Source organism: Lysinibacillus sp. NPDC093216 (genome assembly GCF_050280325.1).
Lineage (GTDB): Bacteria > Bacillota > Bacilli > Bacillales_A > Planococcaceae > Lysinibacillus.
Window position 1 is genome coordinate 74,306 of sequence record NZ_JBNNVB010000004.1, and the last position, 22,494, is coordinate 96,799.

A 22,494-nucleotide genomic window follows, 5' to 3' on the forward strand; every position below is an offset into this window, starting at 1 on the left:
CCTTCAGAACCCTTGATACTAAAGGATCACTTATCTAAATAATCATACGGCGAGACACCATCCATTCCAATCAATGGATGGATATATGGTTCTGTTTCTACCGTTAGTTTGAAATCAATGGATTGTTTTTCATTTTTTAATTCTTCGTTTAATGGAATCGTTTCTACTTCTACAATTTCCTCTGCAATTTCCATTGGATTGAGTCTTGCACGTAAAGACGTAAAGCGCTGTAAATCATCCGTACGCTGTAAGCCATCTGCTAGCACATCAGGCTCGCCACATAGAATTAAGAAATTTTTAGCACGCGTAATACCTGTATATAACAAATTACGACGCAGCATCTTAGAATAACCTCGTACAACCGGCATAATAACTGTTTGGAACTCAGAGCCTTGCGATTTATGAATAGAACAACAGTAGGCAAGTGTCAATTGATTAAGATCACTTCGTTGATAAGTTACTTCAATACCGTCGAATGATACAACAAGCAAATCTTGTTTCTCAATTGTTTCCTTTGCCTTAATAATGCTAATTACCTCACCCATATCACCATTAAAAACGTTGCTTTCTGGTTGATTGACAAGCTGTAAAACTTTGTCCTTTATGCGATATGTGACATCACCAAAAACGAGCTCTTTTCTAGTACCAGTATCGTTTGGATTAATAAGTTCTTGAATCATTTTATTTAAATTATCTATTCCCGCTGGACCTTTGTACATGGGTGCTAACACTTGGATATTACGAATTTCTTGACCTTTCACAACCGCACTTTTCACAACCTGTGTGACAACGCTTGCTACCTGATCTGAGGAGGCTTTTATAAATGAACGGTCAGTTGTTTTTAATGTTAGGTCATTTGTGATATTACCACGTTTAATTTGATGAGCAAGTTCAATAATTGTTGAGCCTTCAGCTTGTCGATAAACATCTGTCAATTCCACAGTAGGTATTTGCCCAGAAGCCAACAAATCTTTTAACACCTGTCCTGGTCCTACTGGTGGAAGTTGATCTTGATCTCCTACAAAAACGACTTGTACATCCTCATGTAAGGATTTTAATAGTTGATGCGCGAGCCAAGTATCGACCATCGACATTTCGTCTACAATAATGAGTTTCCCTGTTACCTCACGCTCAGTTTCTTCCTCTTTTTCCTGACCTGTAAAGCCTAGCAATCGATGAATTGTCATTGCTGGAAGTTCTGTCGATTCCGAGAGGCGCTTGGCAGCACGTCCTGTTGGAGCACATAAAATAATCGGAAAGGGTTCTTCTTTTTGTGCATATTCCTTCGGGTTCAATGATAGTCCGTGTAGCTTTGCATACACTTCTACTACACCCCGAACAACAGTTGTTTTACCTGTCCCAGGTCCACCAGTTAAAATCATAACGGCGGAATTTAGTGCTTGTTCAATCGCATTCGCTTGCGTTTCAGCATATGTGACATTAAGAAACTCTTCTGTTTCACCAATCACTTTTCGTATTTCGTCCTTACTAAAATGTTCAGCCTTATTGTTACGTTCGATTAAAGCTAATATTTTTGATGCAATTCCTACTTCTGAAAAATATAGGGATGGTAAATATAGTCTTGTTTCTTCCCCACAAATTTTACTTTCCTCGCGCAATTCGATGCAAGCTTTAGAAATGATTTCAAAGGGAATTTCCTCTCGTTGGCTTTGCTCAAGCATATCTTTTACTAGTGGTAAAACATTTTCTGCATCTAAATACACATGACCATCCGATAAAGCTGCTGTATTTAGAGTATGTAAAATCGCCGCCTTAATACGGTCTGGATGATTGCCAGTAATCCCTAATTTTGCACCTAGCTCGTCTGCACGAAAGAAACCAACACCCTCTACATCTTCAATCAGACGGTATGGATTTTCAGTTAATAATTCAACGGCCTCTGTTCGATATGTTTGGTAAATTTTCATGCCGAGCTGTGGTCCGAAACCCCATTCATTAAGTTGAATCATCACTCGTTCTAAGCCTAAATTTTGTTCAATTGTACGATGGATAACCTCTTTTTTTTCAGCAGATAAACGAGGCACAGCATCAAGAGCATTTGGGTCCTCTAAAATAAGACGCAACGCATTTGCTCCTAATTTCTCTACGATTGTTTCAGCAGTTTTTTTTCCGATTCCAACAAACAAATCACTCGATAAGTAATGAATAATTCCTTGCTCTGTTGCTGGCACTTCCTTGGTAAATGTCTCAATTTGAAATTGCACACCATATTTTGGATGCTGTTTCAATACACCAGTAAAACGATATTGTTCATCCATCTGTAACGGCGGAAAATATCCAACAACTATTATTTCCTTATCTTCGTACTGTAAGTTGGTCTCTTGAATTTTCACACGAACTATCGAATACATATTTTGTGCATTATGGAAGATAGAGACAATCGGGCGTCCGAGTATAAAAAATTTATTTAGTTCAAATAAATCAAGGTTCTCTGCCATTCTCGGTTCGTCCTTTCGTGTTCATTTCAACCATTATATTTTACCACACCATAATGTGTAAAATCGCTTAAAAAGAGAATTCAATAAATTTTATTCCATTTTAATCAATTATGCCTATGTATAATTCCGTGACATCCGCCAGAGGCTTTAGGCCAACAAATATTTTTTGTGCGAAAGCGTAGCGACAACAACAACAACAACAACAACAACACGATATTGCTCACTTAGGTATTTTCACAAGATGTGAAGTTCTAAACCTGAGTTCATCTATTTCAACGAGGCAACACCAGCTGTAAAGAGATTAAAACCCGTATTTCACCACTTATAGAGGTGGGAGACTTCTGTTAGCAGACATCGCTACAAGAATATTTGTAACAGCCGTTTCACTTTTCGCTACAGTAAACATTTGTAGCTGTCGCGTTGCTTTTGCTACATAAAATAATTGCTGAAAGAAGTTGAAATTAGTGTGATAAATAACATTTCACGGTTTTTATCAACCTTTCCATGCTATGATAAAGGTGAATTTGTCGCACGGAAGGATTGTGAAACTATTGGAATTTAGACCTTGCATTGATTTACACGATGGCAAAGTAAAACAAATTGTTGGCAGCACACTAGGTCATAAAAATCAAGAAGTTATCGAGAACTTTATTTCAAATCATGACTCTAGTTATTATGCAAAAATGTTTGCCCATGATCAATTAACAGGTGGTCACGTCATTATGCTAGGTGATGGAAACGAAGAAGCCGCATTAGCAGCATTAGCAGCATATCCTCAAGGGTTGCAGGTTGGTGGCGGCATCACCACGGAAAATGCAAAAAAGTATATTGATGCGGGAGCTACCCATGTTATTGTCACATCATTTATTTTCTATGATGGCAAGCTCCATTTAGATCGACTAAAGCAACTAGTACAGATTATTGGTAAACAACATCTTGTCATCGATTTAAGCTGCCGTCTGCGCGATGGAAAATGGTTTGTTGTTACTGATAAATGGACAAAGTTTAGTGATTTTGAAGTAAATGCTGAGTCTATTGCATTTATCGAAAATTTCTGTGATGAACTACTTATTCACGCTGTTGATGTGGAAGGAAAAAAAGGTGGTATGCAGGAAAGCTTAGTGCATGATTTAGCCACTTGGACAACAATTCCAACAACATATGCTGGCGGAGTTCGTTCTTTGAACGACTTGAAGAATTTTAAAAAAATCGCAAATGGTAAACTTCATGTTACAATCGGTAGCGCTCTTTCAATTTTCGGTGGAGATTTACCTTATACAGACGTGGTGAATTATTGCAAAAAAGGCGGGTTATTGTGAAGTTAATATATAAGGATTATGTTTTTCCTTTTCAAGAAACAAATTTAGAACGGATTATAGATGGCAAATATTTTAAGGTAAATACAAAAGACAACTCTCTTTCGTTGCATATACAGCTAGATGATGAACAAATGCTACTTGAGTTTTCAAAATCTTTAAAGACAACATGCGGCTTCTTATGTGATCAAGAAACAGAGCCTTATATTGGTATTTATGTCGATTTACAAATATTTGTTGATGAATTTAATAAACGATACAACTTAAATGCCGAAATTGTCGTTTAATTACTAAGGGGACTCGACACCCCTTTTTTTATTTTTACAAAATAAATTTATGAAACAAGAATATTATACATAGATTCGGAGCCCTTATTTCTATTTAGTAGCTATTTTTGTTAAGCTAATATTGAATATTAAATAATTTAGTTACTACTAAAAGAAAGGATTTTATGAAGTATGAAAAATGAACTTGAAGCAACTACTATACAAACTTTACAAACAGAATTAACACGCTTCTTTTTAGTCTATAAATTTGCCTTGCAGGAAATTGAAACGAAAATAACTATTTTACAAGAAGAGTTTAAGCTAATCCATGAATATAACCCGATAGAGCATTTATCCACTCGCGTAAAATCACCGAAAAGTATATTATTAAAGGTCAAGAAAAAGAACCTTGAGCCATCTATTGAAGCGATTCGTGAAGATATTCGTGATATTGCAGGTGTTCGAATCACTTGCTCCTTTGTTGAAGATATATATAAAGTGAGTGCGATGCTGCAGGCACAGAATGATATTGAAGTTGTGGATGTAAAGGATTATATTGCATATCCAAAGGGAAATGGCTATCAAAGCTTGCATCTTATTATAAAAATTCCTATTTTTATGTCCGATCGTATGGAGAAGGTATATGTCGAAATTCAAATTCGTACAATTGCAATGGATTTCTGGGCCAGCCTTGAACATAAAATCTATTATAAATACAACAAGGAAGTACCTGAACATATCCGTTTTGAATTGAAGGAGGCTGCTATTCAAGTAGCTGAGCTGGATCGAAAAATGGAGCGGCTTAATAAAGAAATCAATATTTTAAAAGCGAACGAAACAGAATCATCAATTTTAGAAACTACTCCAATTGCACATTTAGCACAATATATATATCAACTACCATTTGATAATCCTTCAGATGATGATGAAGACTAAAATAACTAAGGATGCTGAACTAGTTTCGGCATCCTTTTAGTTTGTTGAAATCCTATTATGTAAATGAATAGTATTACTCTTCGGCACAACGAGGGGTTGATTTCCGTTCCGGCTGGGCGCTTTGTTGTTGCTGTCGCTACGCTTTCGCACAGATAAAACAATTGCTGACGCTTCGCTTTCGCACAGAGCAGAGCTTCAGAGCTTCCTGGGGGCGTCCGATGAGCCCGCTTCGCTTCGCTCCAGGGTCTCGGGCCAACAGATGTCTTTTGCGCGAAAGCGTAGTGCTAACGAAGCGTCAGCAGCACCAATGTTGGTCACGAAGGCGTTATCACAGGACGTGATGGTTTTAGCCTTCGTTCCTCTATTACTGATCCCCAAGGAGTCGCCCAGCCTCCACTCCAATCAACCAATTCACCTAGCATGTATTATTTAGCATAGGATGTTATTTATAATAATAATACTTTTGCTGAGGAGTTGTTGATTTTTCACGGAGAGTGGCGACTCCTGCGGGATGAGCTTGCGCTGAAAGCCCCGTAGGAACGTAGTGACGAGGAGATTGAAGCCAAGCCCGCGGAAAGCGCCAACTCGGAGTGAAAATAAACCTTTGCTTATTGATACACTTTAATATATTTTTGTTCTCTTGTAGACAATTTGAAAGGATGCCAACATAATTTTGGCATCCTTTCCGTGTTTGTGAGCTTTTATATTATTTTAGTTAAATCGCTGAGCAATCATATCATAAATATAACGTGCTTGGTCGTATTCTGGCTGTAATGTAAAGGCTTGTTTTAGGTGGTACATAGCATCTTCTGTTTGTTCAGTTGATACCGCATATAGTACACCTAAATTATAATGTGCATCTGCGTTATTCCAGTCCTGTTCGATCAAATAGTCTAATTCCTTTTTACCTTCTTCGAACATTTCTAGCGCACATAGCACGATGGCATATGCTAGACGAATTTGTGCGTCTTCTGGTGCAAGCTCTGTAGCTCGTTGTAAATATGGCAGTGCAAGCTTCGGATTTTCCATTCGCTCAAAACATTTGCCCATCATATAATACACATCTGCGCCTTCAATTTTATGTTTTAGTGCTTGCTCATAAAGCTTTGCTGCTTCCGCATATCGTTCTGCATTATAATATAAATTTGCTAAACCATAATAAGCAGTTGCCGCCGTTTCATCAACTGTGATTGCTTTTTGAAAAAAACGCTCTGCACGTTCAGTATCCTCTAAGACCGCTAAAAGATTTCCGAAGTTCACATAACCAATTGGGTTTTCAGGCTCTGCTTCAATTGCTTGTGTGAAAAGTTGTGCAGCATCCTCGTAGCGCTTTTCTTGAAACGCTTGAATGCCCTGCTCGTTAAAATCCATTGTTTTTCCTCATCTCTATGTAGCGAAAGACTGCCTAAACTCTATACGCTTTAGGAAAGAGTATGAGCAATCTTTTCGCAAATCAACCTACATATGTTAGTTTTTCATTATTTTTAAAGACTTCGTCGATTGTACCGCCACCTAAACATTCTTCACCGTCGTATAGTACCACAGCTTGTCCAGGTGTAATCGCACGTACTGGCTCAGCAAACGTAATATGTGTACGTCCATCCTCTAAAATTTCCACTTCTACTGGTGTATCTGTTTGACGATAACGGAATTTTGCTGTGCATGAAAATTTCCCGGGCAATTTTTTTGTCGAAGTATAGCTCATTTTCACAGCAGTCAGTGAAGTTGAAAATAGCGAATCATTATTGAAGCCTTGTCCAACTAGTAACACATTGCGCTCTAAATCTTTCCCTAACACGAACCAAGGTTCACCGTCGCCACCAATTCCAAGACCATGACGTTGACCAAGGGTATAGTACATTAATCCGTCATGTTGACCCATTACAACACCATCCATTGTCTCCATCTTACCAGGTTGCGCCGGTAAATATTGACTTAAAAATTCTTTGAAATTACGCTCTCCAATAAAGCAAATTCCTGTTGAATCTTTTTTCTTTGCTGTAGCTAACCCAGCTTCCTCCGCAATTTTACGGACTTCTTTTTTCTCAATATGTCCAATTGGGAACATTACATGCGACAATTGTTCCTGTGATAATTGGTTTAAGAAATAAGTTTGATCTTTATTATTGTCAATGCCTCGAAGCATTTTAACTTCGCCATCGCTACTACGATCAACTCGAGCATAGTGACCTGTCGCTAAATAATCAGCTCCAAGATCCATCGCATGCTCTAAAAACGCTTTAAATTTAATTTCCTTATTACACATAACATCAGGATTTGGCGTACGTCCTGCTTTATACTCTTCTAAAAAGTATGTGAAAACCTTATCCCAATATTGCTTTTCAAAATTCACTGCATAGTATGGAATCCCGATTTGATTACATACTTTAATCACATCATCATAGTCTTCTGTAGCTGTACAAACGCCATTTTCGTCTGTATCATCCCAGTTTTTCATAAATATCCCGATTACTTCATATCCTTGTTGTTTTAGCAAATATGCAGCAACCGAAGAATCTACCCCACCCGACATGCCGACTACAACACGAATTTGTGAGGGGTCACGTGTTTCTTTCATATTGGTCACCTTTTCTTTTATTCAAATTCCATTAAATGTATATTTTTAACAATTATTTTTTTGCCAGTCTTTTTACAATCGCCGCTGTTTTTTCAGCTGCATGTTGTACATCATCTTCTGTTAAACCTTGACCGAAGCTAAAGCGGATCGAGTTACGTAATTCTTCTGCCTCTTGTCCAAACATCGCAACTAAAACGTGTGATGGGTCAATGGAACCAGCAGTACAAGCAGAACCACTCGATACACAAATACCCGCCATATCAAGATTTACTAGGAATGACTCTACTTCCATACCAGAAAAACTTACATTTAAAACGTGTGGGAGCGTATTGTCTAAATCTCCATTCATATGAAAAGCTAGATTTTCTTTCGTGAAAACATCCAGCATAATTTGCTTAAAGCGATTGTATAGCACGCGCTTTTCTTCTCGCAACTCATTTGCAATTTGCACTGCAGTCGCAAAACCAATCACTGCAGGAACATTTTCAGTACCTGCACGACGTTTTTTCTCGTGTGCTCCCCCTAATGCATAACTAGTGAATGGTGTTCCTGTTTTTTGGTATAGGAAACCAATACCTTTAGGACCATTAATCTTATGTGCAGAAACACTTAGTAAATCAACATGTAGATCAGTAACATTAATTGACTCTAAACCATATGCCTGAACAGCATCTGTATGAAAAATAGCCTTATGTTCACGTAACAAGTCACCAATTTCAGCAATCGGTTGAATCGAACCAACTTCATTATTGCCGTACATAATCGTTACTAAAATTGTATCCTCTCTTAATGCATTTCGCACATCTTCTACAGAAACACGTCCATTCCCATCAACTGGCAAATATGTCACATCAAAGCCATCTCGCTCAAGCTTTTCACAAGTATGTAACACCGCGTGATGTTCAATTTGTGTGGTAATGATATGCTTCCCTTCAGCAGCCCGTGCATAAACAGTGCCAAAAATAGCCGTATTATCCGCCTCTGTTCCACCACTTGTTATAATAATTTCTCCAGGTTGAGCACCAATTGATTGGGCAAGTATTTCACGTGCATTATCTAAATATTTACGTGCCTCTCGACCTATCCCATGAATACTTGATGCATTCCCATAAACCTGTTGCATTGCTGTAGTCATAGCGTCTATTACTTTGTCATTCATTGGTGATGACGCTGCATGATCGAGATAAATATATGAATTCATGTTGAAAACTCCTTTGTACGAAAAGCGCTAAAGACTCATCTCCCTTCCTCAGGGTAGAGAGATGTGCTTTAGCCTAATTTTAAATATAGAACATATAGCCTTCCGCTACATTTTCCTCAGTATATTGAGCTAAATCCTCAATTGTCGTTGTATCTAATACATTTTTCACAGCATCACGAATACGGAGCCATAACTCTCGCTGAGGTGCCTCTTCATTTTCAATACCTTCTACAGGTTGAATTGGACCCTCTAACACGCTAATAACATTAGCTGCTGAAATTTCACTTGGTGGATTTGCTAGCATATACCCACCATATGCACCGCGTACACTTTTCACTAAGCCTGAATTACGTAATGGTGATACTAACTGCTCTAAGTATGCCTCAGAAAGATCCTTTTCAGCAGCAATTTTGCGTAGCGGAATAGGTCCTTCTCCATAATGCTTTGCTAATTCAATCATAATCGTTAGACCATAACGGCCCTTTGTAGAAATTTTCATTTTATCACCCTCAAATAGTCTAGTCAAAAATACTACCAACAGTATATCATAATCTCCTCTCGAAGAACTCGGAAATACTCTCGGAAGGTTATGATATACTATTAATTGCGCTTTAGTATAGTTAGGCAAAATATTGTGTAACGCTTCATTCTAAGCACAAAAAATCATTGAAAACAGTTGAAAGGGGGAATTTTTAATGCATAATGAACCACTCGCTTTTCGCATGCGTCCTTTAACCCTTGATGAAATTGTAGGACACCAAGATTTTATCGGTCCTAACACCGCTCTTTATAAAATGATTCAAAATGAACATGTTCCATCCATGCTGCTATACGGTGAGCCAGGTATCGGCAAAACGTCAATAGCGAATGCCATATCAGGAAGCTCGAAGCTCCCCTTTTTCGCACTTAATGCTACTCGTGCTGGTAAAAAGGACGTCGAGGATATTGTACAGGAAGCTAGAATCTCAGGAAAAGTCCTTCTTTTTTTGGATGAGATTCATCGTTTTAATAAATTACAGCAGGATGCTTTGTTGCCACATGTTGAAAACGGCTCCATCGTGTTAATTGGAGCTACAACGGAAAATCCGTACCATGATGTCAATCCCGCTATCCGCTCACGTTGTGGAGAAATATATCAACTAAAACGTTTAACGAAAGAAAATATAATCGAGCTTATAAAAAAAGCACTTTCTGATGAAAGGCGCGGGCTTGGTAAATATCACTTTGTATTAACAGATCATCAAATTAATCAAATTGCTGAAGCAGCTAATGGTGACGCACGGAAGGCATTAACTTTGCTTGAATCAATTTATTATGCTAGTGATGAAGTAGACGGTCAAACAATCGCTGCTGATCATATCATTGAGCATCTTGTAGGCAGAATTGGCGTTTATGGTGATAAAAAAGGATCCAATTTTTATAATTTGCTATCTGCATTACAAAAATCAGTTCGTGGAAGTGATACGAATGCAGCAATGTATTATTTAGCTCATTTATTGGAAACAGGTGATTTAGTAGCTGTTAGTCGACGCTTACTTGTCATGGCTTATGAAGATATAGGCCTTGCCAACCCTGAAGTAGGACCGCATATGCTTGCGGCTGTGCAAGCGGCAGAGCGTTTAGGGCTACCAGAGGCGCGTATTCCGCTTGCAAGTGCTGTTATTGAAATGTGCCTTGCATCCAAATCTAATTCTGCAATTGGTGCGATTGATGCCGCCATTGCCAGCATTCATGCGGGAAAAACAGGCGATATTCCACATCATCTACGCGATGCTCACTATGAAGGGGCAAAAGATTTAGGTCATGTAGGCTATCAATATCCCCACAATAGCCCTATCGGAACATTTGGTGGATGGGTAGACCAGCAATATTTACCGGATGAGCTTGTAGGCACAGAATATTATAAACCTGTTATTGCGGGTGAAGAAAAACGAATGGCAGGAATCTATGAAAAGCTTAAATCTTTTCATAAGGATAAAAAGTAATAAGGTTACTGAAAAACATATAATAATGTTTTTCATGAAAATAGGGCACTTCAATCGCACTTCAATTTTAACAAGAAGCGCCTTATTTTTTTATCTTATTACTTTCTCTAAAAAAACAGGACAGACTGCTAAACAATCATCCTGTAAAGATTGCCTTATTTGTTGTATAGCGTGTTTTGTAAAATTGGTTAAATGCATCTTCTACATTTTTCATCGATGGCAGTCTCGTCGTTTCTTTCTCCTTTTTGTCCTTTTCGATATCATGTAAATAATGAAGAAAATTGTAGGTTTGATAAAGTAGACTAGCAAATTCCTGGGTGTTCTCCCGTACTTCAGAACGTATTGCTTTTACAGCAATTGCTTGACCAATTGATTGCTCCCTTGATGGAGAGGATTGATCATCTATATTATCTTCAGTCGTTCTATATAATAATTTTAATGACTCATAAACTTCCTTGTTATCACTAAAACGTTCCTTTATCCACCGTAAGACAAATTGTAATAGGACAATGGCATAAATAAGTGACAAACACTCATCTCCAAAAGATTTTTTCGACAAACGTTTAAAGGAATCGTCTTGTGTCACAAGTTCGAATATGATTAAACGAATTGGATACAGGAGCGCATGTCCACTGTTGATATATAATTTTTCTCGATCTTTATACATAGCGAACCAGAAATCCCTTACTAATGAGATAGATTTTCTTGTCGAGAGGGCTAATTGGCATTGGGTAAGCTCATGTTCAGGTGTTTCTTGTATTAACTGTCGAAATAGAAGTTCCCCATCCTCACTTACTAATAAGAGCGGTTTTTCTAATTTCGCCAAATCGATTTCGATACCGTTTACTAACATTGAACGGCCCCTTTCCTATAAATTCATACAGCATGGAATAAACCTTCATCACCACCATAACGTATGGTTAATTTCCGTTACTATTGATACTGAGCCATAAAGCTTGCAAATAGATTTGCAATTTTTAACTATATTTCGACAAAAATTTATAAATACCTTTTAAGAAAAAAGTCCTTTTTTTATTTTCGCACAACAAAATTTTAACACTACAATAACGGACTTCACGGTCTTCTCACTATAATCTATTAACATTCACAAAAAAATCTGCAATACTTTAAGATCTTGAAACCCAATCACCCTCACAAAGCAGAGTACTGTAAGGATTGGTGGATCAACCTCAAAAAGTAAGCAGATTCTAGTTGTTATATTATTTTTAAAAAATGATTCAATCACTCTTAAATTATTTCGTCATTTCATTATCAACAAATACTTTAAATTGTTGTAAGCATTGTTTGATTGAACCTTTTTGTTCAAGCACCGCATTTCGTAATGATGATGTTTTCTCTTCATCCCCTACTACTTCACGATAAAGTGCAAAAATTGCTGCTAATAATTGTTCATTCTCTTCCTGGTCAATGCTAGGTAAAGAATAGGCAGCAATCGTTAATAATTGCTCAACTTTTTCAGGTGTTTTTTGTAACTCATTGGTTGAATAATACGTTGATGCCGCTAAAAAGTAACACAGCTTTGCACAGCAATCTATAAACAAATGCCAATATGTATTGGCACTTGGTAATTCACCCGCTCTATTGTCTAAATACTCTTTATAAAATGTTGTAGCTTGTGTATATAAAGGATTTAGTTCTCTCATAGCCTTTGGATAATTATTAGATGTATCCAAATAGTCAAATACAATATCATTCATTTTCTCTTGAAGTTTTACAATGTCTAAATGATCACGAATTACTTGAATTTCCATTTTCCCACTCTCCCATGTTGTCATTTGTTTTCTAAACGTCATTCCTACTCCCCTAGGCAGTCCTGCACATCCAAACAAACTTTTTTATTATCTATTGGAATTATTAAAATTATAGCAATAAACCAAATAGAGAAGTGGGTACATGAAAAAAATAAGGCAATTTAGTGAATTAATAGCATTTTTAGCACCTTATGCGAACAATTTTGGTAGAATTATATTCTTTGTACATAATCAGCAAATAAAGATTGCTCTTTCGTTCGATCAACTATTTCTATAATACTTCCTTGAGCATATTTTTTTATTCTTTTTTGTGGCATATAAAAATAGGCAGTATTTGTAATTAACCACTCGCTAAGCGTTAATTCATTACCTGGCTGTTGATTTGTCAATATACGTTTATGTCGAAGTATATCCGCCATTTTATAAAAACCATCTGATAGCTCGTAGGCCGAAACATCAAAATTAAAAATAGGGCTAACAACTTGTCCAACATCAAAAATGTGAATTGTTTGCCCTTCTTCATCAATAGCTAATTCTACTGTACTAATTTCATCGAATAGATTTAAGCCTCTATATTCCATTTGATAGATTTGCCCCATAATAAAACGCCTCCTTTTGTAGGTTCTACAGCAAATGTTGGAGGAGTCGTAATATAAAGCCGTCCAAACATCTCAAATTGTATAGATACCCTAGCAAATATCGTAGATCCCTTTTTTTACAACGCTCCTATTGTAGCATAGAAAAAGCAGCTGTCTTCAATTGAGACAGCTACTTCCATAAAATGGCCCATCACCATTACTAAGGGTGATTTCGTTCCACTTTTATTTTATCGAGAAATTATTTGAGTTTATCGATAGATATTGTTAATTTATCGATGAAAGTTTTGAATTTATAGACTAACTTTTTATATTTATCGACATAACAGATTTTTCGAGGTTGTATTAACCTTGTACACGTGTAATTTTTACATCTTTTAAGATTGTATTCACTACCCAGCTGGCAGCGATTAAGCCTGCCACTGAGGGAACAAAGGCATTGGAAGATGGAGGCATTTTTGCTTTACGGATAGCTGCATCCGGTTTTCCGACATGCTCTACAACATCTGGACGAACAACAATAGGACTCTCATCTGAGAACACAACCGTTACTCCTTTATGAATACCATCCTTACGTAATTTTGTACGGATTACTTTAGCCAATGGGTCCGTATGCGTTTTAGAAATATCTGCAATTTTGAACCGTGTTGGATCCATTTTATTGGCTGCACCCATGCTAGATATCATTGGAATTTTACGCTTTAAACATTCCTTCATAATATGAATTTTATACATCACTGTATCACTTGCATCAATGACATAATCTATGCCTTGCGCGAAAAATTCCTCATATGTTTCCTCTGTGTAAAACATATGCATATCGATTACTTCACATTCTGGATTAATATCAGCAATACGCTCTTTCATGACACCTGACTTAGATTGTCCGACCGTTGAAAGATAGGCAACTAATTGACGATTCACATTCGTAATATCAACATTATCCTTATCTACCAAAATAATGCGGCCAATACCACTTCGCGCACATGCCTCAGCTGCAAATGAACCTACACCGCCTACACCAAGAATGGCTACCGTTGTATTTTTTAATTTTTCGAGTCCCTCTGTTCCTATTGCGAGCTCATTACGTGAAAATTGATGTAACATCCTTACACTCTCCGTCTATTGAATTTTTAGCACGCTTTAATGGGCAGTAATTTACATTGCCCGTTAAAGCCCGATTGGTGATCAGCGTTGGATAAAGCACCCAGCTAATCACTTTATTAGTAAACCTAGTTAAATACTAAGATAAAATCAAACTTATCTTACATTTTATCACGATATTCATCAAGTAAAAATTATAACTAAAAAAATTAAGTATTCCTAATCAAATACTTTTTAAGTATGTAAAGTTTGAATTGAGCCCATAAAAATCTATAAAAAATTTAGGCAATTGAATAAATCATAATCCAATTGCCTTTAGTCTCATCACTATAATTCCTGTTCATAATTTTCGGAGAAACATTCCACAAAATCTGAGCCGAGCTGAGCGTTTATTTGCTTGAAAGCTGCAATTACCGCCCCGCCGATTGGTTGTAAAACTGGTGCCATAAATTGCAATGGTATCTCGTCAGCCTGTGCGAATTGCTGTAATTTCGGTAAAAAATATGCTTCATTATTAAAAACGCCACCCACTAATACAACAAGTACTTTCCCTTCCTCCCAAGTCATATGAGCGTAACATGCTTTAATCGCCACATAATATTTCTTACTTGCATCCTCAATGATTTTAATAGCAACAGGATCACCTTTTTCTGCCACGTCAAAAACATATTTACTTAACGGTGCAATCACTGTCCGAGGATGCTCTTCTCCATATATAGGCTCTATTAATTGTGGTACATTTTCTACAGAAAAATAACGTAATACTACATCTGTCAATGCTGTTGGGTCTCCTCGCCCATCATAGCTTTGAAAAATAGCCTTCAGCACTTGAACACCTAAATCATAGCCACTGCCTTCATCATCAAAAAGATAACCCCAGCCGCCAACTCTATGAAAATGTTGCTCACGATCGTAGCCCATCGTAATAGCGCCTGTCCCTGCAATTTGCACAATACCAGCCTGCCCAAGTGTGCCTGCATAAAGTGCAATTAGAGCATCATTATCAACAATCACAGGTGCTGTTTTAGGAACGTATTGACGTACTATCGATTCTACAACTTCCTCTGCCTGTAGCTCCTTAACTCCAGCCATGCCAGCAAAACAACTATCTATAGCTGCAAATACTTGCAGATTTTGTTGTTGCAAATTTTGTAGTATATCATGAATCGTTGACTTAAAAAATTGAATACCCATAGCTGTTGGGTTACTGCGAGTCGTTACTACTTTAGCATAAACATTGCCCAGTTCATCACAAATCACTGCTGACGTTTTCGTTCCCCCACCGTCAATCGCTAATACATACATATCTTTACTCCTTTCATCTAGATTTTGCCTTAGCTTGGCTGTCGCTATAGCAATCACTTGGAGCTGCCGCTTCGCTTTCGCTCAGAAAATATCTGCTTACTAAAGATAAAAAGGGATTAAGCACTATCTACTAATGGCTTAATCCCTTCTTCTGTAATCATTTCGTAAAGCCAAATGATGCCCAAGGCTGAATATGTGCTAATAAAAATTGCTCTTCTACTACTACTCTTGCCACAACATTTGTTGATCCGGCATTCGGCATCTCCTTTAAAACAATTTGGAGCTCACCTTTATAACGTACATCTAAATTATTATCGATTGTCACATCGCCCAATGTTAATGGGTGGCTATCATGTACAGGGAAGTCACCATTTTTATATTTAACACGAGATTGCGTACTACGGATCACATAATCCGAAACATCGCCACGATTAAAATGTGGCTCCTTAAAAAGGATGACTTCTTCTAAAATAGACGTTTCAATAGACTGCTCAACTTTCAGCTCTAGCTTATGGCGATTTAATTGACCTAACGCACGTATTTCTTCCTCAGAAGCATACATATTGCCGATAATGCAATCATCTATTAAACCAGTGTGCCATAAATCCTTTGCTTGCACAGTAATTGGCAGATGACGATGCTCTTCTAATGTAGGTAATCCATGCTCGGTTTCTTCCCAAGGTCCGAACATAGCATGCTGTGATGAAATCATGGCTGCTGTACGAATATGATTTGCTTTAAATTGTTGAGATGTTTGTAAAAAATGTTGACGTGATAAACCTGTGAAACGTCTCGGATAAAAATTATGGCAGCCAATAATATTATCTTTATTCGGTTGATAGGATAATATATTTTCTACATATTTAGTACCGTTACTAATATTTAATTCTATTTTTAAATTACTTGCATCGAGCGACATAAACGCTTCTTCCTGACCAGAAAAGCCCATATCTAAGCGCAATGCCGCTAAATGATAATGCTCCTTAAAGTAACCGATATCTTTATACGTTAAGTCTAAATCTTCAAAAACAGCTGGGGCAATATCAGCTGAAATTTCAAAGTCAAGCTGCTGCGCAAATTTATTGATTTGTTGTAATTTTTGTCGTTCCTGATCATTATTTAATGACATAAGACATGTAAATATTCGATCAAAACCATTGTCATGAGCGAGCTGAACATATCGCTTCATATCGTCTAGTGTACTATGCTGAGGATATAGTGAAATCCCTAATCTTTTCAATTTAAATACCTCCGTTAGCTCACAATTACACTTCTACTTTTTGACTCTCTAATTTTGTAACATGCTGATCTTTTTGAGACTCTGCTTCAGCAGCCCGTAGTTCATTCTGCTTTGCCATGCGGTTTGCCATTGATAAGAATGGTAGGTAAATACATATCGCAACTACGATTAAGACGATACTGAGCACAGCACCACGCCATGATTGCGTTACCAAGAGACCATTAAGTATTGGAGGCGTATTCCATGGAACTGCAATCGTTGCTGCAGGTACTAATCCCCATTTCGTTGCAAAAAAGGCGATTGTGACATTAACCATTGGCGTTAAGATAAAAGGCATAAATAAAATCGGATTAAGCACAATTGGTAAACCGAACAGTAACGGTTCATTAATGTTAAATAGTCCTGGCGCTGCTGATAGCTTACCGACCGTATTATACTGCTTATTCTTTCTTGCAATGATGAATATAGCAATAATTAAGGCAATTGTTGTACCTGAACCACCCATATTGATAAAAGCATCAAAGAATGGTTTATTAATGATATAAGGCGCAGCTTTTCCAGCTGAAATAGCTGCAACGTTAGCATCTATTGCTTGTAAGTTAATAGATTGCATAAATGGCTCAATAATATTTGCACCATGAATACCGAAAGACCATAAGAAGGTTGGAATAAACGCTAAAATAAGACCTGCTACCCATGTATTTGTTAATCCCATAAACGGCTCTTGAATCGATGAATAAAACGTTCCAATAATATCTGGAATATTAAATCCGGCTGAAACGATTGTACGTACTAATGCTAGTAAGCCAATCGTAATAATCGCTGGTAGTAATGCAGCAAATGATTTTGAAACAGCAGCTGGCACACCAGCTGGCATTTTAATTAACAGCTTAGGGTTCCCAGATAAACGTGAGAATATTTCTGCAGAAATCAAAGCTGCAATGAGCGCAACAAATATTCCTCCAGTACCCGTTGTTAACCCTGTTAAACCACCTTCTCCAAACGTGCCAAATGTCATATAACTCGCAAGACCTATAACACCACCAGATAACGCATCCTTGTCATAGCTTTTTGTCAAATGGTAGGCTACGGAAAAGGCTAATAACAGAGAGATGATTCCAAATGTCGCTCCCCAAACATTGCCGCCCCACTGTGTCCAAGTTTCATGCTTCCAGATGGCATCGAGCGCATTTTGATAGAATTTGATAGGCAAAGTATTAACAAGAATCGCAAGTGACCCAACAATTGTCAATGGCATGATTGTAATAAATCCATCTCGAATGGCAACTAAATGACGCTGATTCCCTACTCTAGCTGCGACTGGCACAAATTTTTCTTCTAAAAAACGGAACATTTCACACACTCCCTTTACTTTTTATTGTGACATCAAGGCTTGATGCTATTCCCCTTTGATTCGTTCATACAACTCAATCATTTCAGTTGCTAAATCACGAAACGTAATGGCATTCATTAAATGATCCTGCGCGTGAATTAACAGCATTGACACTTCTACTTTTTCTCCCCTTGCTTCTTGTGAAAGTAGAGCCGTCTGAGAATGATGCGCTTCAATCAATGCATCGTTAGCTAACTGTATTTTTTCCTTCGCTTCCTGAATCTGACCATTTTTCGCTAGCTGGATAGCCTCCATACATTCACTTCTCGTATTACCACTGTGCACAATCAGTCCCATAATAGATTCCATCAAAACTGTTTCTTCCATTGTCGCTGCCCCCTTAACCAATCAACCGTAACGCTTGCTTTAAAACATTTTCGCCATTCATCATGCCGTAATCCGCCATGTTAATGACTTCAATCGGAAAATTCATTGCCTTGTATTTTTTTTCATATGTCCCTTTTAAGTAACGGACTTGAGGACCCAATAGCATCACATCCGCCATTTTAGTAGCTAATACTTTGTCAACCTCACCTTCAGCAATCGCATAAATATCTGCCTCAATGTTTTGATCTTGTGCGGCTTTTTGCATCTTTGACACTAGCAAACTAGTACTCATTCCCGCTACGCACACTAGCATAATGTTTTTCATAAAAACACTCCTTTTCATGATTAAGTTCGTCTTTTTAACTTTTATTTTTATGATTTTTCAACTATGAAATCGCTTTCTTATGATGAGAATAGCATCAATTGGTATATACCACAATATACTTTTTACACCATTTCCTCCCTTGTGGAGAGACTTTAAAAATTGGGCTATAACTCTGTTACAGACTACAGAATGGATTCACCTAACTGGTATAGTCCAGAAAAAAGTTCAAAAAAATTTAATTTTTCAGAATCAACTACATTCATATCCACTTTTCACCACATGACACGACATCGATACATCAATTATACTTCGGCATAATTGCGTCTCGAGGCTTTTGGCCAACAAATGTTTTTTGCGCAAAAGCGTAGTGCTAACGTAGCGTCAGTAGCACGATGTTGGTCACCCTTGTTGCTGTCGCTACGCTCTCAGCACAAAAGACATATGTTACTGACGCTTCACTTTCGCTACAAAGACATTTGCTGAAAGAAGTTAAAAGTATTCATAGAATGCTGGTTTATTAGAGGGTAACGCTTGCTGCCATCGATCAATAATGTCATCAGCCATTTCTTCATTTGCATACAAGACAGCATCCTTTACAGAAAGATAGCCTACCATCATTGCTGAAAAAAGATTAATTGGTAATGTTAACATATGCACATTTGGGATAGAATTTGTCTCAATTATCGAGACATCTCCACTTTTATTTATTTTATATGCGTGCTCATTCCAACTACAAAATGGATCTTCAATTTGAATATATAACGGCTCCTGAATATCGCCCCACGGATAATGTTGCATGAACATCAAAGCATCTACTATTCTTACCATCACATCTTGAACGACTTCCTTTTTAAACTGTGGTTCTTTAAAATAAAAGCCAAATTGATGATCGTTAGAAGTAACTCCTTTAATGTTACTTACACTCGCAGCATGAGACGTGATAAAACGCCAAATCGCTTGTTCTGCTAGTAAATCTTCAGCTATAAAATCATGAATCTCAAACGTTCCATCCTGAATGATATAGCGAATATAACCCGCAATTTTATCTTCCTTAAAATATGCCGCAAAATGACTATCAGGCATCCTTCTTTCTATCCTTTTCCACCAAGCATCATCTCGCAGCATACTCCCATTATTAAAAATCGATTGTGCATTATGAAAATCCTTAATTGCCTGAAAAAGATAATGATCTGGCCATTCAAAACTCATACGTTTTACTACGTCCAGCTGCTTTCCGAAAGAAGGAAACAGCAATTGCGGAATGGTATAACATAACTTCTCAAAAAATAATTCCCAGCCAAAGTAACGATAAAAGGATACGGAGAATGGTGCTAACACAGAAGTGCTCTGCCCATTTTCTCGCATTTTCTTCAGTGCCTCGGTCATAAGCTTTTTGATAATACCTTGTTGCCGATATTCAGGATATGTTGCAACAAAGCCAATTCCACCCATCTTGTAATTTTCACCATGAATTGTCATATTAAGTGGCAATATTAATAGCTGTCCAACTACTTTATGTTCATCGTAAGCACCTAATGTTGTGCTATGCTCAATCCAATAGTGAAAATCATCGCGTCGCGCACCCGTATACTTATTAGGAAAACAATAATCTCTTAATTGATGTACCTGTAAATAATCTTTTGGAGGGATTATTTTTATTTCCATACGCTAGAGCACCCCTTTCAGGTACTGAATATTCGTACAATTCAAGATAAACTTAATAGATTATTTTTCACATATTCCTCGACTTCTGAGGCCGTGGATAATAGTAAGATGCGCTCATTATGTGGTGTTAGCTGTTGTTTAGAAAGCTTAGCGAGATGTACACGAGTCTTTAAAATAGAGGAAGCACTCATGGAAAACTCATTTAATCCAAATCCCAGTAAAATCGGTAACGCTATTTCATCTGCAGCCATTTCACCACACATACCTACCCATTTTCCATGATGCTGTGCTGCATCAATGACATTTTTTATAAGTCTTAAAACAGCAGGATGATACGGTTGATATAAATAAGAAACATTTTCGTTCATGCGATCCGCTGCTAACGTGTATTGGATTAAATCATTTGTACCAATTGAGAAAAAATCTACTTCCTTTGCAAATACATCTGCAATGATCGCTGCCGACGGAATTTCAATCATCATCCCCACTTCTAGTGTTTCAGATATAAGATATCCATCACTCTTCAAACTTTGTTTTTCTTCAAGCAATATTGCCTTCGCCATTTTAAATTCATCCAATGTAGCAATCATCGGAAACATAATTTTTAAATTGCCGTAAGCGCTTGATTTTAGTAATGCGCGAATCTGTACACGAAACATTTCTTGTTGGGTTAAACTAATTCGAATTGCTCGATAGCCAAGAAAAGGGTTCATCTCTTCAGCAAGTTTTAAATATGGTAGATTTTTATCGCCACCAATATCTAATGTCCGAACAATCGTTGGCTTGCCTTGCATTTTCTCAAGTACGCTTTTATATGCTTGAAACTGCTCCTCCTCAGTTGGTAGCTCCTGTCGTTCCATATATAAAAACTCTGTACGAAACAAGCCAATACCATCTCCACCAGCATTAATGACCATATCCGCATCTTCAGGGTTTCCTATATTCCCTGCAATTTCTACTGAAAATCCATCCGCACTCAAACTTGGTAATGAACGATATCGAAGAAGTTCTTCCTTCTCTTCATTGTGTAAACGTTGTTGCTGCAAATAAAAGCTAGTTATTTCCGATGAAGCGTTGACAAAAATCTTGCCATTTGTCCCATCTAAAACAATTGATGCTCCATGTTGAATACCTTCCGTGGCATTTTTCGTCCCAACTACTGCTGGAATCTCTAACGTTCTTGCGAGAATAGCAGAATGAGATGTTTTGCCACCAATATCCGTTATAAACCCTTTTACATACGTTGTATCTAACATCGCAGTCATGGACGGTGTTAAGTCTTTAGCAACGATAATAACTTCAGAGGTTAAACGATTCATATCCACCATTTCAACCCCTAATAAATGGGCTAATACCCGTTTAGATACATCTCGAATATCTGCGACTCGCTCCTGCATATAGACATTATCTAGCCCTTCAAACATTGCAATGAACATATTCGATACTTTATCTAATGCAAATTCAGCATTCACCCCAGATTGAATTTTCGCTTCAATAGACGTAAGCATTTCAGGATCCTCTAGCACTAATAGATGTGCCTCGAAAATAGCCGCCTTTTCAGCACCAAATTTCTCCTGAGCTATTTCATGAATTTCTTGAAGTTCCGCTTTCGTTTTAACAATAGCTGCCTTGAACCTTTCTAGTTCAGCATGTACATCAGTAATCTTAACTTCTTCAAAAGTTAGATCTGGTTCCTTTAAACAATACGCATTTGCAAAGGCGATGCCTCTAGAAACAGCAATTCCTTGTATTTCTAACATTCCTCACCAATTCCTTTTGAAACCATAACTTCTGTTATTGTTTGAAAAAGCTTCTCGGCATCAGATCCCTCTGCTGAAATTTCTACAATGCTTCCAGGTGCTACCCCTTGTGACATAACGCCCATAATTGATTTTAAATTGACCGATTTCTCTTTATACGTTAACTGAACGTCACACTCAAACGGTGTTACAGCCGTTACAAGTAATGCTGCCGGTCTAGCATGTAGTCCCTCTGGCGCTGTTATTTTATACATTTTCTTCATCGA

21 protein-coding genes are annotated in these 22,494 nt (G+C 37.4%); 4 read left to right on the forward strand and 17 right to left on the reverse strand.

Going from position 1 to position 22,494, the window contains the following annotated elements; translation table 11 throughout:
- Nucleotides 1-26: 26 nt before the first annotated feature.
- Nucleotides 27-2,459 carry an SF1B family DNA helicase RecD2 gene (recD2, locus tag ACQKOG_RS06540; protein WP_370075371.1) on the reverse strand — a complete coding sequence of 811 codons (2,433 nt, stop codon included), beginning with the start codon at nucleotides 2,457-2,459 and terminating at the stop codon, nucleotides 27-29.
- A gap of 551 nt (nucleotides 2,460-3,010) precedes the next feature.
- On the opposite strand from recD2, the gene hisA reads away from it, so the two are divergent.
- The 3 genes from hisA (at nucleotide 3,011) to ACQKOG_RS06555 (ending at nucleotide 4,977) form a co-directional block, all read left to right on the forward strand.
- Nucleotides 3,011-3,778: a phosphoribosylformimino-5-aminoimidazole carboxamide ribotide isomerase gene (hisA, locus tag ACQKOG_RS06545; protein WP_427445695.1), complete on the forward strand. Its 768-nt coding sequence runs from the start codon at nucleotides 3,011-3,013 to the stop codon at nucleotides 3,776-3,778.
- Nucleotides 3,775-4,062, forward strand: coding sequence for a hypothetical protein (locus ACQKOG_RS06550; protein WP_370075373.1), 288 nt, complete (start codon nucleotides 3,775-3,777; stop codon nucleotides 4,060-4,062). The genes hisA and ACQKOG_RS06550 overlap by 4 nt, the downstream gene beginning before the upstream one ends.
- Before the next feature lie 171 nt (nucleotides 4,063-4,233).
- The gene (locus ACQKOG_RS06555) at nucleotides 4,234-4,977 is read left to right on the forward strand and encodes a GTP pyrophosphokinase (protein ID WP_402870290.1); all 744 of its coding nucleotides are present in this window, start codon (nucleotides 4,234-4,236) and stop codon (nucleotides 4,975-4,977) included.
- A 711-nt stretch (nucleotides 4,978-5,688) separates the two neighbouring features.
- On the opposite strand, the gene ACQKOG_RS06560 is transcribed toward ACQKOG_RS06555, so the two are convergent.
- The 4 genes from ACQKOG_RS06560 to cymR form a co-directional block, all read right to left on the reverse strand.
- Nucleotides 5,689-6,348, reverse strand: a complete 660-nt coding sequence (locus ACQKOG_RS06560) for a tetratricopeptide repeat protein (RefSeq protein WP_427445698.1) — start codon at nucleotides 6,346-6,348, stop codon at nucleotides 5,689-5,691.
- A gap of 82 nt (nucleotides 6,349-6,430) precedes the next feature.
- Nucleotides 6,431-7,555, reverse strand: a complete 1,125-nt coding sequence (gene mnmA / locus ACQKOG_RS06565) for a tRNA 2-thiouridine(34) synthase MnmA (RefSeq protein WP_370075376.1) — start codon at nucleotides 7,553-7,555, stop codon at nucleotides 6,431-6,433.
- A gap of 52 nt (nucleotides 7,556-7,607) precedes the next feature.
- Nucleotides 7,608-8,756 carry a cysteine desulfurase family protein gene (locus ACQKOG_RS06570; RefSeq protein ID WP_427445700.1) on the reverse strand — a complete coding sequence of 383 codons (1,149 nt, stop codon included), beginning with the start codon at nucleotides 8,754-8,756 and terminating at the stop codon, nucleotides 7,608-7,610.
- A 79-nt stretch (nucleotides 8,757-8,835) separates the two neighbouring features.
- Nucleotides 8,836-9,255 (reverse strand): cysteine metabolism transcriptional regulator CymR, encoded by a 420-nt coding sequence (gene cymR / locus ACQKOG_RS06575; protein WP_132356936.1) that lies wholly within the window; start codon nucleotides 9,253-9,255, stop codon nucleotides 8,836-8,838.
- Between the two features lie 196 nt (nucleotides 9,256-9,451).
- Between cymR and ACQKOG_RS06580 the strand changes: the two genes are divergently transcribed.
- Nucleotides 9,452-10,741, forward strand: a complete 1,290-nt coding sequence (locus tag ACQKOG_RS06580) for a replication-associated recombination protein A (RefSeq protein WP_370075378.1) — start codon at nucleotides 9,452-9,454, stop codon at nucleotides 10,739-10,741.
- Nucleotides 10,742-10,877: 136 nt separating this feature from the next.
- Here ACQKOG_RS06580 and ACQKOG_RS06585 read toward each other — a convergent pair whose 3' ends face one another.
- The 12 genes from ACQKOG_RS06585 to ACQKOG_RS06640 form a co-directional block, all read right to left on the reverse strand.
- The gene (locus ACQKOG_RS06585) at nucleotides 10,878-11,594 is read right to left on the reverse strand and encodes a hypothetical protein (protein WP_427445703.1); all 717 of its coding nucleotides are present in this window, start codon (nucleotides 11,592-11,594) and stop codon (nucleotides 10,878-10,880) included.
- Between the two features lie 400 nt (nucleotides 11,595-11,994).
- Nucleotides 11,995-12,555, reverse strand: coding sequence for a hypothetical protein (locus ACQKOG_RS06590; RefSeq protein WP_415731163.1), 561 nt, complete (start codon nucleotides 12,553-12,555; stop codon nucleotides 11,995-11,997).
- A 170-nt stretch (nucleotides 12,556-12,725) separates the two neighbouring features.
- Nucleotides 12,726-13,112, reverse strand: coding sequence for a hypothetical protein (locus ACQKOG_RS06595; protein WP_370075381.1), 387 nt, complete (start codon nucleotides 13,110-13,112; stop codon nucleotides 12,726-12,728).
- A 342-nt stretch (nucleotides 13,113-13,454) separates the two neighbouring features.
- Nucleotides 13,455-14,216 carry a tRNA threonylcarbamoyladenosine dehydratase gene (locus ACQKOG_RS06600; protein ID WP_370075382.1) on the reverse strand — a complete coding sequence of 254 codons (762 nt, stop codon included), beginning with the start codon at nucleotides 14,214-14,216 and terminating at the stop codon, nucleotides 13,455-13,457.
- Between the two features lie 324 nt (nucleotides 14,217-14,540).
- Nucleotides 14,541-15,518 (reverse strand): N-acetylglucosamine kinase, encoded by a 978-nt coding sequence (locus ACQKOG_RS06605; protein ID WP_427445705.1) that lies wholly within the window; start codon nucleotides 15,516-15,518, stop codon nucleotides 14,541-14,543.
- Nucleotides 15,519-15,675: 157 nt separating this feature from the next.
- Nucleotides 15,676-16,758 (reverse strand): DUF871 domain-containing protein, encoded by a 1,083-nt coding sequence (locus ACQKOG_RS06610; RefSeq protein ID WP_427445707.1) that lies wholly within the window; start codon nucleotides 16,756-16,758, stop codon nucleotides 15,676-15,678.
- A gap of 25 nt (nucleotides 16,759-16,783) precedes the next feature.
- Nucleotides 16,784-18,112 (reverse strand): PTS sugar transporter subunit IIC, encoded by a 1,329-nt coding sequence (locus ACQKOG_RS06615; protein ID WP_370075385.1) that lies wholly within the window; start codon nucleotides 18,110-18,112, stop codon nucleotides 16,784-16,786.
- 45 nt (nucleotides 18,113-18,157) lie between these two features.
- Nucleotides 18,158-18,478: a PTS lactose/cellobiose transporter subunit IIA gene (locus tag ACQKOG_RS06620; RefSeq protein WP_049667708.1), complete on the reverse strand. Its 321-nt coding sequence runs from the start codon at nucleotides 18,476-18,478 to the stop codon at nucleotides 18,158-18,160.
- 13 nt (nucleotides 18,479-18,491) lie between these two features.
- Nucleotides 18,492-18,803: a PTS sugar transporter subunit IIB gene (locus tag ACQKOG_RS06625; protein ID WP_427445710.1), complete on the reverse strand. Its 312-nt coding sequence runs from the start codon at nucleotides 18,801-18,803 to the stop codon at nucleotides 18,492-18,494.
- A 489-nt stretch (nucleotides 18,804-19,292) separates the two neighbouring features.
- A complete protein-coding gene (locus ACQKOG_RS06630) occupies nucleotides 19,293-20,468 on the reverse strand; it encodes a GNAT family N-acetyltransferase (protein ID WP_427445712.1) in 1,176 nt (391 codons plus the stop codon).
- 41 nt (nucleotides 20,469-20,509) lie between these two features.
- On the reverse strand, nucleotides 20,510-22,228 hold the full coding sequence (gene ptsP / locus ACQKOG_RS06635) for a phosphoenolpyruvate--protein phosphotransferase (RefSeq protein ID WP_427445714.1): 1,719 nt from the start codon (nucleotides 22,226-22,228) through the stop codon (nucleotides 20,510-20,512).
- Nucleotides 22,222-22,491 (reverse strand): HPr family phosphocarrier protein, encoded by a 270-nt coding sequence (locus ACQKOG_RS06640; RefSeq protein ID WP_402870270.1) that lies wholly within the window; start codon nucleotides 22,489-22,491, stop codon nucleotides 22,222-22,224. Before ACQKOG_RS06640 ends, ptsP begins: the two co-directional genes overlap by 7 nt.
- Nucleotides 22,492-22,494: the final 3 nt, after the last annotated feature.